12 protein-coding genes are annotated in these 19,896 nt (G+C 64.7%); 3 read left to right on the top strand and 9 right to left on the bottom strand.

Features of this window, described 5'->3' with window-relative positions; all coding sequences use genetic code 11:
- Positions 1-94 precede the first annotated feature (94 nt).
- A complete protein-coding gene (locus UC34_RS25680) occupies positions 95-6,331 on the top strand; it encodes a hypothetical protein (protein WP_044456069.1) in 6,237 nt (2,078 codons plus the stop codon).
- 65 nt (positions 6,332-6,396) lie between these two features.
- On the opposite strand, the gene UC34_RS14240 is transcribed toward UC34_RS25680, so the two are convergent.
- From UC34_RS14240 to mfd, 7 genes are all read right to left on the bottom strand, one after another.
- Entirely contained in the window at positions 6,397-7,419 is a 1,023-nt protein-coding gene (locus UC34_RS14240; protein ID WP_084070651.1) for a GlxA family transcriptional regulator, read from the bottom strand.
- Positions 7,420-7,497: 78 nt separating this feature from the next.
- Positions 7,498-8,064, bottom strand: a complete 567-nt coding sequence (locus tag UC34_RS14235; RefSeq protein WP_044456067.1) for a cysteine hydrolase family protein — start codon at positions 8,062-8,064, stop codon at positions 7,498-7,500.
- Positions 8,065-8,209: 145 nt separating this feature from the next.
- Positions 8,210-9,229 (bottom strand): ornithine cyclodeaminase family protein, encoded by a 1,020-nt coding sequence (locus UC34_RS14230; protein WP_044456066.1) that lies wholly within the window; start codon positions 9,227-9,229, stop codon positions 8,210-8,212.
- A gap of 136 nt (positions 9,230-9,365) precedes the next feature.
- Positions 9,366-10,394 (bottom strand): threonine/serine dehydratase, encoded by a 1,029-nt coding sequence (locus UC34_RS14225; protein WP_044456065.1) that lies wholly within the window; start codon positions 10,392-10,394, stop codon positions 9,366-9,368.
- A gap of 72 nt (positions 10,395-10,466) precedes the next feature.
- The gene (locus tag UC34_RS14220) at positions 10,467-11,753 is read right to left on the bottom strand and encodes an MFS transporter (protein WP_044456064.1); all 1,287 of its coding nucleotides are present in this window, start codon (positions 11,751-11,753) and stop codon (positions 10,467-10,469) included.
- A 284-nt stretch (positions 11,754-12,037) separates the two neighbouring features.
- Positions 12,038-13,252 carry an acetylornithine deacetylase gene (gene argE / locus UC34_RS14215; RefSeq protein WP_044456063.1) on the bottom strand — a complete coding sequence of 405 codons (1,215 nt, stop codon included), beginning with the start codon at positions 13,250-13,252 and terminating at the stop codon, positions 12,038-12,040.
- Positions 13,253-13,473: 221 nt separating this feature from the next.
- Complete coding sequence (gene mfd / locus UC34_RS14210; protein ID WP_044456062.1) at positions 13,474-16,938, bottom strand: transcription-repair coupling factor; 3,465 nt, start codon at positions 16,936-16,938, stop codon at positions 13,474-13,476.
- 109 nt (positions 16,939-17,047) lie between these two features.
- Between mfd and ispD the strand changes: the two genes are divergently transcribed.
- Together ispD and ispF are read left to right on the top strand one after the other, a co-directional pair.
- A complete protein-coding gene (gene ispD / locus UC34_RS14205; protein ID WP_044456060.1) occupies positions 17,048-17,770 on the top strand; it encodes a 2-C-methyl-D-erythritol 4-phosphate cytidylyltransferase in 723 nt (240 codons plus the stop codon).
- A gap of 72 nt (positions 17,771-17,842) precedes the next feature.
- The gene (gene ispF, locus UC34_RS14200) at positions 17,843-18,364 is read left to right on the top strand and encodes a 2-C-methyl-D-erythritol 2,4-cyclodiphosphate synthase (RefSeq protein WP_044456059.1); all 522 of its coding nucleotides are present in this window, start codon (positions 17,843-17,845) and stop codon (positions 18,362-18,364) included.
- A 164-nt stretch (positions 18,365-18,528) separates the two neighbouring features.
- Here the strand turns inward: ispF and UC34_RS14195 are convergent, their stop codons facing one another.
- Positions 18,529-19,053 carry a carboxymuconolactone decarboxylase family protein gene (locus tag UC34_RS14195; protein ID WP_044456057.1) on the bottom strand — a complete coding sequence of 175 codons (525 nt, stop codon included), beginning with the start codon at positions 19,051-19,053 and terminating at the stop codon, positions 18,529-18,531.
- A gap of 59 nt (positions 19,054-19,112) precedes the next feature.
- Entirely contained in the window at positions 19,113-19,661 is a 549-nt protein-coding gene (locus tag UC34_RS14190) for a peroxiredoxin (RefSeq protein WP_044456056.1), read from the bottom strand.
- Positions 19,662-19,896: the final 235 nt, after the last annotated feature.

The following is a 19,896-nucleotide window of genomic DNA, read 5'->3' as shown; positions in this document are numbered from 1 at the left end:
CGACACGGCCGCCACATCCCCCGCGTCTGCCGAATTCGCTGCAAGGGGCAGATGAGCGACATCTGTCGCACCTCGCAGATTTGCCGGAGCCGACATGCCAATCGAAGTGCAGGGTCCCCGCACGACGCCTGTGACCTGCGCGTTGCAGCCGGAACCCACGCCGGCGGACATGGCCGCCCGCGCGTATGACGACTGGACCGCGCAGGCGGCCACGATGTCTGCCGCCTGCGGTCTGCCACACGCGGCGCAAGCGGTTTATTGCCTGCTCAGTCTCCCGATACGCTGGGGGCCGACGGCGGCGAGCGTGGTGCTGGACATGCTTGAGGTGGGGGGACAGCCCGCGAGCATCGAAGGCATCGACACACTCCACACGCTCGACATGCCAACAGGTGAACTCCTCGCGCGCCTGCTGTCCCGGGCAGGCTGCCCGCTGCCCGGAAAATCGCATGACAACGCGTTGTCGCTGTGCTGCGCGCAGGCGCGTTTCGGCGTCTGGATAGCGGGCAGCCCGTGCTGGGCTTCGGACGAGGCGTCATTCGGCGGGTTCTATCACGCCCTGTTCGCCGCCGTGAAGTCATGCGACCCGGCATGCATTACCGATCGGGAAGTCGAACACATGCTGCCGCTGTTGCCCGCGCTGGTGCTTCGATGTCCCGAGGCAGCGCAGCGCGCGTGGGAACGTGCCACGACGCAGGGCCGGAGGCGGGGCATGGCCCACGCCCCGGTCCACGCGCCAACGAACGGCAATGCGTTACGGCCCCGGCGAGCGCCCGCCTGGGACGGTGCGCTCTCGCAAACCTGCGCGCTGCTCGCAGCGGGCGGCGGGTTAGCGTACGCAGGTGCGGCCATATCGCCGTTGATCGGCGCCGTCGCAGGCGCCGTGTTCGAGGCCGCCGCGTTGACATTCGGCGTGGCATCGCTTTGGCGTTGCGCGCCGGACGATGCTGCGCAGGCGCGATATGCGCAGGCGCTGACACTGATGCTGCCGGAGTTGCGCCCGTGGCACATTCGGCAGGTCATGGCGCGACTCGATGGCGCAGAGCGTCGGCTCAACATTTTCCACGTCGTCGGGTCGCTGCGTTATGCCTTACGTGACGCATCGCCTGATGCGCTGCCTCATGCGTTTCCTCATGCGTTTCCTCATGCGTCGTCTCGTGCGTTGTCTCGTGCGCCGAGCCAGGTCTGCCCGCAGCAAGCGCCGGAGCGGGTGATCGCGCAGTGGGGCGCCAGCGATGTCGAGCGGGTCGCCGAGGATATCGCGCAGGCTCGGCGACCCGCGGCGCAACACCGGATCGCGCAGATTCTGGAGCCGCTGCTGACGCTGGCCGACCAGTACGGGATGCTCGCGCCGTGGGATGGCGCAGGGGAAGTGCGCGACGCCCATGCGATTCGATACGCGCGCGCGTGGCAAGCGCAGGTGCCGGTGCACTCACCGTGCCGACTGACGCATTTGTCGCATGGCGCGGGCACGGCACCGGCTGACGTCGGACGTCGCACGCGCGATGCCAACGACTGGGGTGAGGTGCCGAGCGTGCGGCCAGCGAGCGAGGCAATCCCTGCATCGTCGCCATCGAGCGTTGCGTTGAAGGACCCGTTGCGCGACGCCGGACTGCAGACGGCCGCGTGGTCGTTGGGGGCCTATCTGCGCGGGCGTTACCGCAACGTCATTCCGGCAACGGGGCTGGCTGCCGTGACCTCGCTTGCTCTGACGTACTGGCGCCGCGAATCGGCAAGCGTGCCATCCGGCGTTGCGGCGCATTCTGTCGATTCAGCCGATTCGATTGAAGCGATGCCGCTCGCTTCGCCGCTTACGGCCACGCGGGCGCCCGCCAATGCCAGCCGTCAATTCGCCCGTCCGTCGGGGGGCGGCCCGGTCGATTTGCGCGACAAATTGAGCCTCGCACAATTGCTGACGTTACACGCCTGGATGGGCTGGCAAATCGACGAGGGCAGCTTCGCCGAGTTCAGCACACGTGCGAAGGACTACAGCATAGATACGGTCATGCGGGTGTTTCACGATTACGTGCTCGCGCATGGCGGCCCGACCGGTGTGGTGTCCTGGAATGCGCCGGTCAACGTAACGTACCGGGAGGTCGGGCATCTGTATCAGGCGCATGGATTCGGCACGGGCATTCACGTGAAGGCGGCGTTTCCGTTATGGCAGGTCGCGTTGGGTCATCACTATCTTCACGAATCGCTGAGGCTCGGCGGGTCGACGATCGTCGCGAGTGTTCGCGCCGGGGACGAGGCGGTCCAACCGTTCCTGCGGGTCGTGAACGACGACAAGTTCCGTCAGGCGTTGCTCGCGCACGATGTGCAGAGCATCGAGGCGCTCGGACGAAACCGCCAGGCGAGCATCGCGTTTTCCACCTACGTCAGAACCAGTGTGTCGAAAGCCGTGCTGGACGCCCTGGCGGCCGGCGTGACGCTGTCGACGGGAGACGCGTTCGCAGCCTCGCGCCTGACTCGCAAGGCGCTCGATCGCATTCAGGGACTTCGCCTGGAACTGGTGACCTACAGGGGCGACGTTGTCGCGGGACTGGTCGCATTGCGCGATCCGGCGCTCGACAGGGCGTTAATGATTTCGATCAAGCGAGGCACCTGGCGGCAATGGAATCGACAGGAGGAGGTGACGCCGGCGTTCCGGGAGTTCATGCTGGATCACCTGCCGATTCGAAGCGTGCTCCGCGTCAACGGATTGTTTCGGTGGAACAGCGTGCAATTTCGCTTTGCGCCGAGGCGCGGGGCCGATGTCAATGGCAAGTCGATGGGGGGCGCCTACGGCGTACGTCCGGCCAAATCGCTGATGTCGTATGCGAACGCCGGCAGCCTCGGAAGACCCTACCGTCCCGAGCTGGCGTTTCGTGCCGACGATCGCATCTGGCCCGCCTTGTGGGAGGCGGAACTCAAGACAATGCGAAAGAATCTGGACGTGCAGATTGTGACGGCCGATGTGCGCGGTACCCGCGATTGGCATCAACTGACGGTGTCCATGCTGCAAGGGGCGATGGTGATGTTTCCCATACTCGCAGGCGCTTTCCCGCTGTCGATACTGGATACGGGGGCGTTCTTCAGGGTCGGGGCAACCGCCCTGGCGATCGGGCAGATCTCGGCGCTATCGCGCAGCGAGACGACCGCCACGTTGCGCGAGTTGCGGCGCATGCACGACGGGATCAAGCAGATGGCGGCGGTAATGCTGGTGAATCAGGTCGGCGCAAGCGGAGAACCGCTGGAAAAAATACTGCGTGCGCTCCTGAGCGCAGGCATCGTTGCGGCAGGCCAGTTGCTCAGAAACGTTCGTCCTTTGATCGGTGCGACGCCGACCCATATGCTCGTTCGGCTCGTGTTCTCCGAAAGGGCGCGAGGCCTCACGGCGTTATCGTCGGCCAACGCGACGAAGGAGGCGCCGTGGCGCACGATTGCGCGATTGAGACAGGAGGACATCGCTGCGGGCACACCCACGTGGCAAGGGTTGCGCGACGACGCGAAAAGTGATGTGAAGGGCGAGGTGAAGGCATTCCTCGGGCAGGCGAGGGTATGCGTGCAAACGCTGGATGAACTGACGCATCTTCCTCCCGGGTACGTCATTGCCTTTGTCCATCGCGTACGTGCGGGATCCGGCGCGCGCGGGCGCACCGTCAAGTCCGGGATGTTCTTTGCAGGTGTGACCTGCGGGCGTGGCGCCGTCGTTGGCCGAAGTATCGAGCCGGAGATCGTATTGCTCGGTACCGAAGGGTACGAACTGCTCGATTTCGTGGGCGACCACGCGAACCTGTTCGAGTTCAGGCAGGACGGGATCGTCGTATGTGAAGACGTGGAGTTCGAGATATTCGTCGAGGCATCGGTGCGAGAACTGATCCCGGCGCTTCCCGAAACGCTGTTGCTTCCCCAGTTGCGGGGATTGGGCAGCGCGCCCGACGGTGCCGGCGCAGGCGTATCGGACGCTCGTGTCGACGCGTCGCCCGACGAGGCACAGGCGAACACGTGGTACGAGGCCCGCACGCAGGCCGAACGCGATTGGCAGGCGGTGACCCGGCGGTGGCGATGGTTGCGGTGGGGCGAAGATCCGTCCGCGCTTGAGGACCATCCGGCGGGCAGCCCGAGGGCGATCGCGCTGGTGGGCGGCGACCCCGCACGGTCGCAGGCCAGCGGGACGCACGCCACTACGGACATGCCGACGCCAATGCGGACGCCAATGCCGACACCGATACCGACACCGATACCGACACCGACACCGACACCGATGCCGACATCAGGTCCGACGCGCGAATCCACAGCAAGCACGCCTGAGACCGTCGGCACCTCGACGCTCGCCGTATTCGGCATTCGCAAGCCCGGCATGGTGATCGAGACGCTCTGGGACAGACCGGCGTTCCGGACGGCGCTCCACGACACGATTGCGACGCTCGAGACCGGACTGTGGCTTTGGCATGTACGGCGGGTCGACGACGCGTCGGGCATGCTGCTGGCGGCCCGGCTGGCGGGAAGGATCGATCCGCGCGCGGTCGAGACCTTCGGTGTGACCGTCGCCGGCGTGATCGCGCTGGCGAACGATCTGGACACGGTCGTCGTGTCGCTGCGCACCGGGCAACTCCTGCGTTGGCCCAAGACGCCCAAAGCCCCTGAGCTCGAGGCGATGCGTCGCTTCCTTCTCAGCCATCTGCATCAGGGCGACGCCAATGATCTTGGCGATCTCCTCACGGGCAAGGTTCTGCCGGTCGATTCGTCGATTCAGCTTTTCAAGTCGCGGCGATTCAAGGGCGACTGGCGAGTCGCGCTCGAGAACGACCTGCGCGACTGGATCGCGGACGAAGTGACGTGCCTGACCGGTTCACGCCGTAAAGCAGGCGTGCTGCGCTGCGAGCGGCCGGATCGTGAGGCGGACGACCTGATGTATCTCCTTGGACGGGCCGCGCGCGCGTTACGCGGCGAGACCGAGCTGGACATGATGCGGGACCTGCGCGACGTGCTCGGCGCCGGCGACGGCCAGGCTGTGGCGGCGGTGACCGCGCAAATTCGAAGGGACGCCGGTGGCAATGGGGACAGGCCGTCGCTCATGTTCGCACACTATCTCGGTGCGACGTTGCAGGAATATGCTCGCGACAACTTCGAGTTCACGCTCGGGCAATCCCCGCCCGATCAGGCGAGATCCATTGCCGAACGATGGTGCAGTCACGCCAGGTTTCGATTCATGTCGCACGTGACGCATGGCGACATTGCCAGTCTCGTCAGATCCGGCTTGACGGTCCCGGCGTTCGGCAGCGCGTTGCGACGATTCGGCGCCTATCAGGATTTCGGTGATTTCGGCGTCATGCAATCGATGGTGCGTCAGCACATCGGCTACAAAGGAGGGCGATTCGGACCGATCCAGTTGGGGGCGTCGCTCGTGGAGGTCGTCAACCGGTTCTCCATCGCCACGATTCCGCCGGGCTATCAGGTACTGGTGATGAGCGCGCAGCACAGCTCGGTGTCGCCTCGCATCTATGGCGAACTGACGACGCTCGGCAATGGCGTGGCGGCGGGGTGGCTTTCGCTCAATGCGACGCTGGACGACCCCTGGAACATGCAGTACTTGCGCGTCGAACTGGCACGCGACGACGATTCGCGTCTGCGCTTCGACAACGGCTTCCGGCTGCGGGACAAGACGTTGGTCCGCGTCTGGGTCGACGAAAACACGCCTGGCCTCTTGTCCGGAAAGCCTGCACCTTCGCATCAGACGCATGCCTTCACGAACACTGCGCTGCTTCAGTCGTTAAAAGACAACGCGCGGGTCAATCAGGCCATCCAGGGGAACTTCGAGACGGACCCGCAGGACACGGTGTTCATCGGCGGCGAGGTCGCGTCCGAAATTTTCACGATCTTGCAAACGCACAACATCACCGGCATCCGGTATCGGCTGATCGCCGCGTGGGACGCCCCACGGCAACGCAAACCTCGCCTGTCGTTTGCGCTGACGGGCAGGTTCGCGGTACCGGCACCCGGCAACCTGGAGACGCGGCATGTCGACGACGCGAAGACGCTCGCGCCCGAACGGCATCCGGTCGTCGTCGACCTGTTTGCGTCGCGTCTGTTGGGACATGGACACGGCGTGTCGTCGATCGGATATGTGGCGGGCGAGTCCGATTGGCGCGCGGCGTACACGAGACATGGCGGCAACCGCTGCATCAGGTACTGGGATTTCGACGATTGCACGGCAATGGTCGAAGCGGGCATGCGGTGCCAGCGCTCACCCGGCGTGCTCGCGTACGGCGATCATCCGCAGGCGTACGTGCTCGTCGTGCCGGACTGGCATGACATACCGCAACCGGGCTGGCATCCGAATCGGGAGTGAGGCCGGCGCGCGCCCCGGGGCGCGGGTTGGCGCCATACGGACGTCATACGGAATTCGTACGGAATTCAGGCGGAGGTACGTCTCGATCGGCTTGGCGGCAACGTGTCGAACTTGTGCCAGACACGCCGTAGATGGCGGCTCGATCCGAATCCGGCGCGTTGCGCAATGTGTTCGAGATCGAGCTGGCTGTTGCCCAGCATTTCGCGCGCGAGCGCAATGCGCAGCCGGTGGAGGTAGTCGACCGGCGCGACGCCGGCGTGTTCGCGAAACAGCCGCGTCACGTGGCGCTCGCTGGTACAGGCAATCTCCGCCATCGCGGCGAGCGTCCAGTCATGGGCCGGGTCCGATGCGATGGCGTCCTGCACGCGGTGTAGGGCGGGGTGCAGATGGTTGCGGCCTTCGACCCAGGGCGATAACTGCGGGTCCGCACCCGCGCGGCGGGCATAGACCACCATCTGCCGGGCGACCGCTGCCGCGCACAATGCACTGGTGGCGTTGGCGATGAGCGTGAGCATGAGATCGAGTCCGGTCGTCACGCCGGCGCTTGTCCAGACGTTGCCGTCGCGCACATAAAGCCGGTTGTCCGCCACGCGCGCGCCCGGCGCGAGCGAGCGAAGCTCGTCGCAACTACCGTGATGTGTCGTGCACGCCAGCGTGTCGAGCAACCCCGCCCGCGCGGCGAGCAGCGCGCCGGTGCAGATGCACGCGAGTTGTTGCGTCGGGCGCACCACGCGGCGCAGCCACGCAATGGCGCGTTCGTCGGCGCTCGCGATGGCCGCCGGGTCATCGCCCGGCACATCGTTAGACGAGTCGACCGGGGCCGACGTCTGCATCGGCAACGGTCGCGACACGGTGCCCGACACGACCAGCCACGCGTCCTCGGGCACCGTGTCGGGCAGCACGTCAAGCGGCGAGAGACGCAGGCCGATCGAAGTGGCGACCGAGGCGTGCGTGCCGACATAGCGCAGCACGAAACGCACGTCGTCCTGTTGATGATTCGCGATGCGCAGGGCTTCGGCCGGCGCTGCCACATCGAGCAGCAGCGTATTGGGCATGACCAGCACATAGACCGGTTGAAGGCGTGGCATCGCAAGTCTCGTTATGGCGGGATTCGGACGGATTCAGACGGATCGGTACGGGCACGGATCGTCGCGGATGACGACACGTTACACCGACGCGAGCGCCTCCTCAACCGTCGCGATGCGGGCGAAGCGGTCGACGAGCACCGTCTCCGTGCGCTCCTTGAGCTCGGCGCTCGAGAACTCGCGTCCGGTGCGTGGATGACGCATGGGAAACGTGAGTGTCGCTTCCGTCACGAAATCGACGTCGTAACCGGCGTCCGATGCGGCGCGTGTCGTCGTCTCGCAGCACTGCTCGGTGCGAACGCCGGAGACGATCAGGCGCGTGATGCCGTGTTCGATGAGCCATGCGCCAAGGGTCGAGCCGGCCAGCGCGCTGTGCTTGGTCTTGTCCACCACGAAGTCCGGTGCGATGTGCAGTTCCTCGAAGGGGCGAACGAAGCCGGAGTCGCGCGAAAAGACGCCGGCGTCGATGTGGAAGACCTGCACCACGGGCACGCCGCGTGCCACGGCCCCGTCGATGAGCGCCTGCTGGCGGTCGAAATACACCGCCAGATCGTCTTCGCGCCAATACGGGCGCTGGCGGAACGACTCCTGCGCATCGATGACGAGCAGGGCGGTGCGGGACGTTTGGGCTTGCGGCTTCTGCGACATGAGAGTGGCTCCGTGAAGTCTGTGACAATGGGTGTCATCTTACGCACCGGAGCTTGTGTTCGACAGCACACCGCACGACCAGAATCGGACCGATTCGGACATCGATCGCTGGCGGTGCGCTGCGAGCGCGCCATGCCGAAGTTGCTCAAATGCTGGCGCGCGCGCCCGCACCGGCCGCATTGGCGCGTTGATACAGCGCAGCCGCGAGCGCGACGTCCTGCGCGCCCATGCCAAGTGATTTGAACAGCGTGACGGCCTGCGTGTCGGTGCGCCCGGGGTGAGACCGAATGACCAGTTCGCCGAGTTCGGCAAGCAGGTCTTCCGGGCCGATGCGGCCCTCTGCCACAGCGGCGAGATAGTCGCCCGATTCGTTGACGGTCGACTCCCGGCGGTCCACGAACAATTGCGCGCGCGCCATGAGCGACGTGTCCGCCTCACGGTGGCGCGGCGTGCTGCTGCCGATCAGATTCACATGCGTGCCCGGTGCGATCCACTCGGCCTTGACGATCGGGTCGGTCGTGTTCGTGACCGTCGTCACAATGTCGGCGTCGCGCACGGCAGCCTCGACGCCTGCCACCGCTTCCAGTCGGAAAGGGTAATGCGGCTGTTCCCTGTCGACGAAGGCCTGGGCCGTGGCGAGCGAGCGGCTTGCCACGCGCACATGTCGCAGCTCACGCGCGGCGGCCAGTGCCGCGAGGTGCCAATGGGCCTGGTGGCCTGCGCCGACGAGCGCCAGACGCGAGGCGTCGTCACGTGCGAGCAAGCGCGTCGCCAACCCGGTGACGGCGGCGGTACGAATGCCGGTAATCTCCGCGGCGTTCATGACGGCGAGCAGTTCGCCGGTCTGCCCGCTCATCAGCAGCACGCACCCCTGATGCGGGTCTTTGCCGAGCGCACTGTTGCCGGGGAAGAACGTGCCGACCTTCGCGCCGTAGACTGGCTCGCCGTTTGCCGCATTGGCGAGAAAAGCGGGCATCATCCCCAGCAAGCCCTTTGCGCCGAGCCCTTCCGGCGGACGAACGATCTGACGCAGCGGGAGGTGTATCTGCTCGCGGGCCAGCGCGCCGAACATGTCGGACATGACCGGTATCGCGTCGGCCACGGGCATCAGGGCCGCGATCTGGGCCGCGTCGAGCAGGAGAACGGAAGACGAGGGTGCGGACATACGGAATCCTTGTGAGCGTGTCGTGCGAAGGCGAGTGCGTGTGCGTGCGTGGCGCGTCGTCAAACGAAGACGCGACCGTCTGGTCGCGTCAGCAAGTGTTGTGACTAGGCGTCATGCGCGCCGTGAGCGGCAGGCGTCAGCCGTTCGCCTCGGCAGCGAGCGCGGCCTCGATGTGGCGATTGAACGTGGCCGTGTCGGTGTTCGTCCCGCACAGCAGCACGCCCACCCGCTTGCCCATGAGCTTGTCGCGCAGCGGGCCCATCAGCGCTGCCGTGGCGGCCGCGCAGGCCGGCTCGAGCGCGAGCTTCAACTGACGGAAGAGGGTGAGCATGCCCGCGCGCATCTGATCGTCGGTGACGGTGACCAGTTCGTCGATATGACGGCGGCACAGCGTGTAGCCGTACAACTCGGTGTGCGGCGCCATCAGACTGTCGGCGATGCCCGTCATCGGGCCCATCTTGATCGGTCCCCCTTGCGCGAAGCTTTGCGCCATGGCGTCGGCGCCAGCGGGCTCGACGCCGTACACCTTGACGTGCGGCGCGAACAGCTTGACCGCCGTGGCGACACCGGCGATCAGCCCGCCGCCGCCGATCGGCACGATCACGGCGTCCAGATCAGGCGCCTGCGTGATCCATTCGTAGCCGAGCGTGGCTGTCCCCAGAATCGTGCGATACCCGTTGAACGGATGCACGAAGTAGCGACCTTCGTCCTGTTCCACACGTTTGACGATATCGAACGCTTCGTGCACGTTTTCCGCCAGAATCAGGTCCGCGCCGTACTCGCGGCACAGCGACGAGCGCGCCGGGCTGGCCGTCTTGAGCATGACGGTCTTCGCGCCGACGCCCATGGCCTGCGCCGCGTACGCGACCGCGACCGCGTGATTGCCGGCCGACACGCAGGTCACGCCGGCCTTGCGTTGCGCGTCGTCCAGCGACAGCAGATTCGAGAAGGCGCCGCGCGCCTTGAACGTCCCCGATGCCTGCAACAACTCATACTTGAAGGTCACTTCGGTGTTGCCGAGCGTCGGGAAGTCGTTGCGCGTAAACACCGGCGTCTTGCGCGCGTACGGCTTGAGCCTTTCGTGCAACGCGGCAATGGCGTCCTTCGTCGGAACGGGCTGGCCGTCAATGGTCTCGGCGTGCAGGTCGGGGGTCGATGGCGTCACTTGGACTGTGTCTCCGAAAATAATGAAGCGCGAAGGGGCGCAGCGCTCGCGCCATGCCCCTTGTCGCAGGACTTAACGCATGCCCAGCTTGCGGCTGCGCAGCAGCGCGGTGATGCTGATGATCGCCGCGAAGATCAGGTAGAAGCTCGGGGCGAGCTTGTTGCCCGTCGCGCCGATCAGCCACGTGATGATAAACGGTGCAAAGCCGCCGAACACGGTGGCTGCGATGTTGTAGCCGAGCGAGAGGCCCGTGGTGCGCACCTGCACCGGGAACAGTTCCGTCAGCAGGGCGGGCAGCGCGCCGAAGTACGTCGTCATCAGCAGACCCAGCACGATCTGGAACACCATCAGGGAGCTGAACGTTGGGTTTGCGTCGAGGAAGCGGAACATCGGGTAGACGAGCACCAGCAGCGCCACGGCTGCGGCGAGCATCGGCTTGATGCGACCATGCGTGTCCGACCAGTGACCGACGATGGGAGCCACGATCAGTTGCACCACGCCCGTGAGCAGCACTGCGGAGAACGCAGCCGAGGACGGCAGGCCGAGTTGCTTGACGGCATACGTCGGCATGTAGAGCACGAGGTACGTGGCCACCGTTGCCATGACGACCACGCCGATGGCGAGCAGCAGACGCTCCTTCTGGCTGGCGAACGTATCGCGCAGCGGGCTTTGCGTCGGCTCGATGTCCAGGAATTCGGGCGTCTCGTCCAGACGACGGCGAATGTAGTACGCCACCGGACCGATCAGCAGACCGAAGAAGAACGGCACACGCCAGCCCCACGAGGCCATGGCTTCGGGCGAGAGATTACCCGTGAGCAATGCGCCGAAACCTGCGGCCAGCAGCGTGGTCAGCCCTTGCGAGGCGACCTGCCAACTGGAGAAGAAGCCGCGACGTTGCGGTGCGTGTTCCGCGAGGAACGCCGTTGCACTGCCGAATTCGCCGCCGGCCGAGAAGCCCTGCACCATACGCGCGATCACGATGCCCACCGGCGCGAGCACGCCGATCGCCGAGTACGTCGGCATGACCGCGATGAGCAGCGTGCCGACCATCATCAGCAGAATCGAAAGGGTGAGGGCAGCCTTGCGGCCTGCGCGGTCGGCGTAGGCGCCGATCACGATGGCGCCCAGCGGACGCATGAAGAACGACACCCCGAAGGTGCCGAGGGTCAGCAGCAGCGAGACCGTATCGTTGCCGGTCGGGAAAAACAGTTTGGCGATGGTCACGGCGAAAAAGCCGTAGACGACCAGATCGAACCACTCGAGCGCGTTACCGATCGAGGCCGATACGATCACACGCCAGGCGTGCGGGGAAGTGCGGGCGGCGGGGGCCGTCGCGTTGGGGGCTGCGCTTGCGCTCATGGGCGAGATCTCCAAAACCTGTCTGGCGTACGTGCTTGTTATCTTGCGGATGAATGTCCTGTGCACCCTTGTCGTGGGCGTCTGTTACTGCGTCGTGCTCGATCCTGCGTGGTGGTGCCGGGTAATGCTCGATGGTGCTCGATGGTGCTCGGTGTTGCGGGACTAACGGTGTCGCCTTCGCGGCGATCCTGCCAAGGCAACGGGCCGCATCCGGCAAGCGGAATACGGCCCGGTGAGACGTCACGGTCCGTGCGACCCGAGGCGGCTCGGGGCGCACGACACGATCAGGCGCCGACGGTGTTGCTGCGAATCAGTTTGTGCAGGAACGACTCGCACTGCGCGATCTGTTCGAGCGACACGAACTCGTTGGGTTTGTGGGCCTGTTCGATATTGCCCGGACCGCACACGATCGACGGCACGCCAGCGAGTTGGAACTGACCGGCTTCGGTGCCGTAGGCGACCTTGCGCTTGTCGGTGTCCTTGGTCAGCGCGCGCACGAGCTGGGTGATGGCGTCCTGTTCGGAGGCATCCAGCGCCGGGGCGGCGGCAATCTTCTTGAACTCGATACCGGCGTTCGGGTGCTCCTTCTGCATCTTCGGCACCAGCTCGTTCACGGCATATGCCTGAATGCGCTGGAAGATGCCTTCGGCATCCACACCCGGCAGGTTGCGATACTCGAAGACGAATTCGCACAGCGCCGGAATGGTGTTCAGGGCGATGCCGCCCGAGATCGTGCCCGTCTGCGCCGTGGTGAACGGCACGTCGAACAGCTCGTCGAACGGGCCGTTTTGCTTGAAGTGATCGGCCAGATCGCGGATATAGCAGATCAGGCGTGCGGCGTACTCGATTGCGTTCGAGCCTTTCGGCGTGAGCGAGGAGTGCGCCGCATGGCCGCGCACGCAGCATTGGTAGGCGTTGATGCCCTTGTGAGCCACGATCACGCGCATGCTCGTCGGCTCGCCCACGATGCAGCCGTCCGGACGGATGCCGCGCTCACGCAGTTCGGCGAGCATGACGGGCGCGCCAACGCAGCCGATTTCCTCGTCGTACGAAAACGCGAAATGGAACGGCGTCTTGAGCTTGGCGTCGCGCATTGCCGGCAGCATCGTCATGACCGAGCCGATGAAGCCCTTCATGTCACAGGTGCCGCGGCCGTACAGGTTGCCATCGCGAACGACCGGCTTGAAAGGATCGGTGTCCCACGGCTGGCCGTCGACCGGCACGACATCGGTGTGACCCGAGAGGACGATGCCCCCTTGCGTGTTGCCGTCGGCCGCGGGCAGGGTGACGAACAGATTGGCCTTGCGCTGGGTGGCGTCATACGACAGCCATGGCGCCACGCCTGCCGCTTTGAGGCTGTCGCGTACGGTCTCGATCAGGCCGAGATTCGATTCACGGCTCGTGGTGTCGATGCTGACCAGCTTCTTGATCCAGTCGAGCGATGCCGGCTCGGCCTCATGGTTGGCCTGCGGGGCGATAGCTTGGGAAGCGCTTGTCATTCGAATCTCCGGGAATCTTCCAGTCATACGTCTATTACGTATTGCTACTGGGAAATGTTACTCAAAAATAATTTAGAGGTAAAAGGTTGTGCGAACAACCATTCTTGCCTCGCGGGAAAAGGCACGCCGGGCGAGGGTTTGCCCGGACGTGCGCGAAAGGGAATGGGGGGCAATTGCTGCGGTGCACACCGCGTTTTGCCGATTTCGTTTCCGTGGGCGGTTCATGCCGCCTTCGCGCCGGGCGACCCCAGGGCGCGCAGGGTCTCCTTGATGGCGCGCACACGGTCGGTCAGTTGCGCGTGCCTGGCTTCGATGCGCAGCTTGTCCTGCCCGGCGAGCTTGATATGGCGATGTTTCTGTACGAGCTCGATGATGCGCATCGGGTCGACGGCGGGCGTCGGCTCGAATTGCAATGCCACGGCGTCTTCGCTGGCGTCGATCTTGATGATGCCCAGCGGTTTGGCCAGCAGACGCAGGCGGTGTGTCTCGATGAGCGCCTGTGCCTGCTGCGGCAGCTTCCCGAAGCGGTCGACAAGCTCTTCCTGAATCGTGTCGATGGCGTCCGTGTGCGTGCCGTTGGCCAGCCGCTTGTATAGCGAGAGACGCTCCTGCACGTCGCCGCAGTAATCGCTCGGCAGGATCGCGGGGACGTGTAGATTGATTTCCGTCGTCGCGGCCAGCGGCGCGGTGAGGTCGGGTTCCCGACCGGCCTTGAGCGCGCTCACGGCATCGGCCAGCATGTCGGTGTAAAGCTGGAAGCCGATTTCGTGGATCTCGCCCGATTGCTTGTCGCCCAGCACTTCACCGGCACCGCGAATTTCCAGATCGTGCATCGCCAGATAGAAGCCGGCGCCCAGTTCTTCCATTTGCTGGATGGCTTCCAGGCGTCGCTGCGCTTGTTTGGTGAGCGATTTCGGATCGTGCACGAGCAGATAGGCATAGGCCTGGTGGTGCGACCGGCCCACGCGTCCGCGAAGCTGGTGCAACTGGGCAAGACCGAACTTGTCCGCGCGATGCATCAGGATCGTGTTGGCCGTCGGCACGTCGATCCCCGTCTCGATGATGGTCGTACACAGCAGCACGTTCGCGCGCTGAGTGACGAAGTCGCGCATCACGCGCTCCAGATCGCGTTCGTGCATCTGGCCGTGGGCGACCACGATGCGCGCTTCCGGTACGAGCGCTTCGAGTTGAGCCTTGCGGTTCTCGATGGTCTCGACTTCGTTGTGCAGGAAGTACACCTGCCCGCCGCGCTTGAGCTCGCGCAGCATCGCTTCGCGGATCACGCCGTCTTCCTCGCGGCGCACGAACGTCTTGATCGCCAGCCGCTTCTGCGGCGCGGTGGCGATGACCGAGAAGTCTCGCAGGCCTTCGAGCGCCATGCCCAGCGTGCGCGGGATCGGCGTGGCGGTGAGCGTGAGCATGTCCACTTCGGCGCGCAACGCCTTGAGCGCTTCCTTCTGACGCACGCCGAAGCGATGTTCTTCATCGATGATCACGAGGCCGAGCCGCTGGAACTGAATGTCGTTCGAGAGCAGCTTGTGCGTGCCGATCACAATGTCGACCTGACCTTCGTTGATGGCTTTTACGCTCGCATTCACTTCCTTCGTGGTCTTGAAACGCGAGAGTTCGGCAATGCGCACGGGCCATTCGGCGAAGCGGTCGGAGAAGGTCTGCGCGTGCTGCTCGGCGAGCAGCGTCGTCGGCGCGAGAATGGCGACCTGCTTGCCGTCGAGCACGGCAATGAAGGCGGCGCGCAACGCCACTTCCGTCTTGCCGAAACCAACGTCGCCACAGACCAGACGGTCCATGGGGCGGCCGCTCGTCATATCGCTCATCACGGCGGCGATGGCGGCGGCCTGATCCGGCGTTTCCTCGAAACCGAAGCTGTCTGCGAACTTCTCGTAGTCGCGCGGCGAGAGCTCGAACGCGTAGCCCGATCGTGCGGCGCGGCGCGCATAGAGATTGAGCAACTCGGCCGCCGTGTCGCGAATCTGTTGCGCGGCCTTGCGTTTGGCCTTCTCCCACTGACCGGAGCCCAACGAGTGCAGCGGGGCGGTGTCGGGGTCCGAGCCGCTGTAGCGCGAGATCAGATGCAATTGCGAGACCGGCACATACAGCTTGCTGTCGCCCGAGTATTCGAGGTGCAGGAATTCCGTCTCGCCTTCGCCCAGATCCATGCTGACGAGCCCGTGATAACGGCCGATCCCATGCTGGCTGTGCACGACCGGGTCGCCGATCTTCAGTTCGGCGAGATCGCGCACCATCGAGTCGACGGAGGTCGCCTGTTCCTGGCGACGCTTGCCCGCGCGACGCGCCAGGCCTTCGTAAAGCTCGTTCTCGGTAACGAATGCGAGGTCTTCCGTGGGCAGCAGGAACCCCGCCGCAAGCGGGGCGACGCCGATGCAAAAGCGCTTGTCCGACGTCAGGAAATCTTCCAGCGATTCGACGCTCGCGGGCCGCAGATCGTTGTCATGCAGCAGTTGCAGCAGCGTCTCGCGACGGCCCGCCGAGTCGGCGCACAGCAGGACGCGGGCGGGCGTGCGGGCAAGATACGCGCGCAGCGCGGCGAGCGGATCGTCGGCGCGACGGTTGATCGCGAGCGGCGGCAAGGCCATCGCCCAGCTGCCGTCCCCCGGTGTGGGCAGCGTCAGGCGCGCGAACGGCTTGGCAATCGCGAAGAAATCCTGATCGAGCAGGAACAGTTGCTCCGGCGGCAATACCGGGCGCTCGCGGTCGTGCGAGAGGAAGTTGTATCGCTGGCGCGTGTCGTTCCAGAAGCGGCTGATGGCTGCGTCGAGATCGCCGACGAACACGAGTTGCGCGTCTTCGGGCAGATAGTGGAAGAGCGTGGCGGTCTCTTCGAAGAACAGCGGCAGGTAGTACTCGATGCCCGCGGAGGGCACGCCGCTGCCAATGTCCTTGTAGATCGGACTCCGGCTCGGGTCGCCTTCGAAGACTTCGCGCCAGCGGCCGCGAAAGGCCGTGCGGGCGGCTTCGTCAAACGGGAATTCGCGGCCCGGGAGCAGACGCACTTCCTTGACCGGATAGAGACTGCGCTGGGTATCGGGGTCGAACGCGCGAATGCTGTCGATCGTGTCGTCGAACAAATCCAGGCGATAAGGCAGGGCGGAGCCCATCGGATAGAGGTCGATCAGCCCACCGCGCACGCAATACTCGCCCGGGCGCATCACCTGACTGACATGCTCGTAGCCGGCGAGCGTCAATTGCGACTTCAGACGCGCTTCGTCGAGCCGTTCTCCTTGCGTGAAGAAGAACGTGTAGGCCGCCATGAAGCTTGCCGGCGCCATGCGGTAAAGCGCGGTGGTGGCGGGCACCAGCACGATGTCGCAGCGCTTCTCGCCTAGATCGTGCAGCGTGGCGAGACGCTCGGAGACCAGGTCCTGATGTGGCGAGAAGGTGTCGTAAGGGAGCGTTTCCCAGTCGGGGAGCAGACGCACGCGCAACTCGGGCGCGCACCACTTGAGCTCCTGCTGCAGACGCAGCGCGTCGGTGGCTTGCGCGCACACGACGGCGAGCAGCGGCAGGCGCTCGCGATTTTCCTCGAAGTAGCGGGCGATGAGCAGGGCGTCGCTCGATGCGTGCGAGCCGGCAAAAGCGTAACGCTGTCCCGCTTTCACGAGCGGCACAGGCACGGTACTACGGGATAAGGCGTTGGCGGAGGGCATAGGAAAAACGTTGCAGAAATGGCAAAGCACGGGGCTCCATTCGCATGGGGCCCCGTGACAGTCAGCGTCTATTATAAAATCCCTGCTTTCTCCTTACCTGCGTTTTATCGTGAGCGACCGACTTTTTGCCGTGATCCCGTGCGCCGGGGCCGGTGTACGCGCCGGGGCCGCAGTGCCCAAGCAGTACCGAAGCGTTGGCGGCCTTCCCATGCTTGCTCATGCGCTCGCCGCGTTCGATGCTTGCTCCGAATTTGCGCAGACCTTGCTGGTCCTCGCGCCGGACGATAATCACTTCGACGGGCGGCGCTTCGGCACTTTGCGCTTTGCCGTACGTCGCTGCGGCGGGGCCTCGCGCCACGCTTCGGTGCTGGGCGGCCTTCAGGCGCTCACCGAGTTCGGTGCGCAGGACAGCGACTGGGTGCTCGTGCATGACGCTGCGCGCCCGGGGATTACGCCCGAACTCATTCGCACGCTCGTCGGTGCGCTGCGCGACGATCCGGTCGGCGGTATTCTGGCGTTGCCCGTGGCCGATACGCTCAAGCGGGAGACGCCCCCGGCCGAGAAAGACGGATTGGCAAGCGTTGGCGCCACCGAGTCGCGTGACGGACTCTGGCAGGCGCAAACGCCTCAGATGTTCCGTCTCGGCATGCTGCGTGGCGCATTGGAAGATGCACTGGCGGCGGGCGCCGAAGTGACGGACGAGGCCAGCGCGATCGAGCGCATTGGTCACGCGCCGAAGCTCGTGCGCGGTAGCCTGCGCAATTTCAAGGTGACGTACCCCGAAGATTTCGCGCTGGCCGAGGCGTTCCTCGGCACGGCAAAGCCGGCCTGAGCGTCTCGCGTCAGGCGCTTGCGCCTGACGGGACCGACGCATCGTATTTCCGCATCTGACGACTCCATATAAATGACTGAACAAGCTGTCTCGCCAGTATCTCTGGCTTCGTTGGCCAAGCTTCGCATCGGGCAGGGCTACGATGTCCACGCCCTCGTGCCGGGACGCCCGCTCGTGATGGGCGGCGTGACGATTCCGTTCGAGCGCGGCCTGCTTGGCCACTCGGACGCCGACGTGCTGCTGCACGCCATCACCGATGCTGTGCTTGGCGCTGCGGCGCTCGGCGACATTGGCCGTCACTTTCCGGACACGGACCCGACGTTCAAGGGCGCGAACAGCGTCGTCCTGCTCAAGGAAGCCATGCGCCGCGTGCGCGAACAGGGGTACGAGATCGTGAACGTCGACTGTACGGTGATCGCGCAGGCGCCGAAGCTCGCGCCACACATTGCCGCCATGACGCAGTCGATTGCCGATGCGCTGGGGGTCTCGGTGGGGCAGGTGAACGTGAAGGCGAAAACGAACGAGAAGCTCGGCTATCTTGGGCGTCAGGAAGGGATCGAAGCGCAAGCGGCCGCATTGCTGATCGGTCGCTGACGCCCACGGGGCGGGGCGAGGCGGACGGCGCAAGTCGCTGTCCGTCCATGCAACCGACGCAAGTACGAAAAAACGGCGCCACCGGAATCCTCCGGTGGCGCCGTTTTTCGTTGTGACGGCGCGCGTCGTCGCGGCCGTCGGGCACGTGGCCCGCTCAGTCCGAATCAAGCCTCGGCAGCGAGCACCTGAGCCGCGGCGTTGATGACAGCGGCGATACGGCCGACGTCACGCAATTGCGCGGTGCTCATCTTGTGCTCCTCGGCGAGCAGCTCGGCGTGCGACTTCACGCAGAAGTGGCACTTGCCCACGATGGATGCAGCCAGCGCGTACATCTCGAAGCGACGCTGATCGACACCGCCACGCGTGGCGTAACCGTTCATGCGAAGTTGCGCCTTCTCGTTCTTGAGCTCGGCGTTATCGGCCATCTCGAGATACGGATACCAGGTGTTGTTCATGCCCATGAGCGCGGCGGCGGTCAACGCGCCTTCCAGTTCTTCGGGGGCAAGCACGCCGGCCTCGCGGATCGCCTTGACGATCGGCTGGGACTTGGCGGCGAACGCAGCGGCCAGAGCCACACCCACGGCATCGTTGCCTTCCAGCGAGGAGCGGGCAATGGTGCCGTCGAGGTTCAGACGGATGTCCTTGGCGTAGTCAGGGATCTGTGCCTTAATCGCGGCGAGGAATTCCATAAATTTCTCCTATTGCTTTGGGCTGAAAAAGCCCGCTTTCGCGGGCTTCGAGACGACGCTTACAGCGTTGCACCGCCAACCGCGCGGTTGCACGGGCAGAGTTCGTCCGTTTGCAGGCCGTCCAGAATACGCAGGACTTCTTCCGGGTTACGGCCGACGTTCAGGTTGTTCACCGAAACGTGCTGGATGACGTTGTCCGGGTCAACGATGAACGTTGCACGCAGGGCGACGCCGGCTTCCTTGTCACGCACGCCGAGCTGGTCGATCAGCGCACCGGTCGTGTCGCCGAACGAGTAGTGGTTCAGCTTGTTCAGGTCCTTGTGCTCACGGCGCCATGCCAGCTTCACGAATTCGTTGTCGCCCGAGCCGCCGAGCAGCACTGCGTCACGATCTGCGAAGTCGTTGGCCAGCTTGCCGAATTCCACGATTTCGGTCGGGCACACGAAGGTGAAGTCCTTCGGGTAGAAGTAAATGATCTTCCACTTGCCCGGGAACGAAGCTTCCGTGATCGTTTCGAAAGCCGACACGCCGTTTTCTTCGTGGTTGTTGAAACCAGGCTTGGCCGCTTGGACCGAGAACGCTTCGAGTTTATCGCCGACAGTCTTCATCGATTACTCCTAAATTTAGTGCGGTTTATGTCGCGACATCGCAAGGACATCGCAACTGGCAACTGACCGGGTTCACGCGATCCCGGTCAACCAAAGCAGTATACGCTATCGATGCGTCGATAGCAATAGCTTTATTTTATGCGGGGGATAGTTAAAACAAATCCCGTCGATAGGATTTTGCGCTCTGGCGTGTAGCCAAGCCTTGAGCATAGCCAAATTTTCGCGAGATCACATC

The organism is Pandoraea vervacti (genome assembly GCF_000934605.2).
Lineage (GTDB): Bacteria > Pseudomonadota > Gammaproteobacteria > Burkholderiales > Burkholderiaceae > Pandoraea > Pandoraea vervacti.
This window is presented reverse-complemented; position numbering and strand designations above follow the sequence as displayed.

Excerpts from the sequence above, each read along its gene's own strand:
- UC34_RS25680 (WP_044456069.1), top strand. The coding sequence starts at position 95 with ATGCCAATCGAAGTGCAGGGTCCCCGCACGACGCCTGTGACCTGCGCG.
- UC34_RS14240 (WP_084070651.1), bottom strand. The coding sequence starts at position 7,419 with ATGCCACGCCTTCAACCGGTCTATGTGCTGGTCATGCCCAATACGCTG.
- UC34_RS14235 (WP_044456067.1), bottom strand. The coding sequence starts at position 8,064 with ATGTCGCAGAAGCCGCAAGCCCAAACGTCCCGCACCGCCCTGCTCGTC.
- UC34_RS14230 (WP_044456066.1), bottom strand. The coding sequence starts at position 9,229 with ATGTCCGCACCCTCGTCTTCCGTTCTCCTGCTCGACGCGGCCCAGATC.
- UC34_RS14220 (WP_044456064.1), bottom strand. The coding sequence starts at position 11,753 with ATGAGCGCAAGCGCAGCCCCCAACGCGACGGCCCCCGCCGCCCGCACT.
- argE (WP_044456063.1), bottom strand. The coding sequence starts at position 13,252 with ATGACAAGCGCTTCCCAAGCTATCGCCCCGCAGGCCAACCATGAGGCC.
- mfd (WP_044456062.1), bottom strand. The coding sequence starts at position 16,938 with ATGCCCTCCGCCAACGCCTTATCCCGTAGTACCGTGCCTGTGCCGCTC.
- ispF (WP_044456059.1), top strand. The coding sequence starts at position 17,843 with ATGACTGAACAAGCTGTCTCGCCAGTATCTCTGGCTTCGTTGGCCAAG.
- UC34_RS14195 (WP_044456057.1), bottom strand. The coding sequence starts at position 19,053 with ATGGAATTCCTCGCCGCGATTAAGGCACAGATCCCTGACTACGCCAAG.
- UC34_RS14190 (WP_044456056.1), bottom strand. The coding sequence starts at position 19,661 with ATGAAGACTGTCGGCGATAAACTCGAAGCGTTCTCGGTCCAAGCGGCC.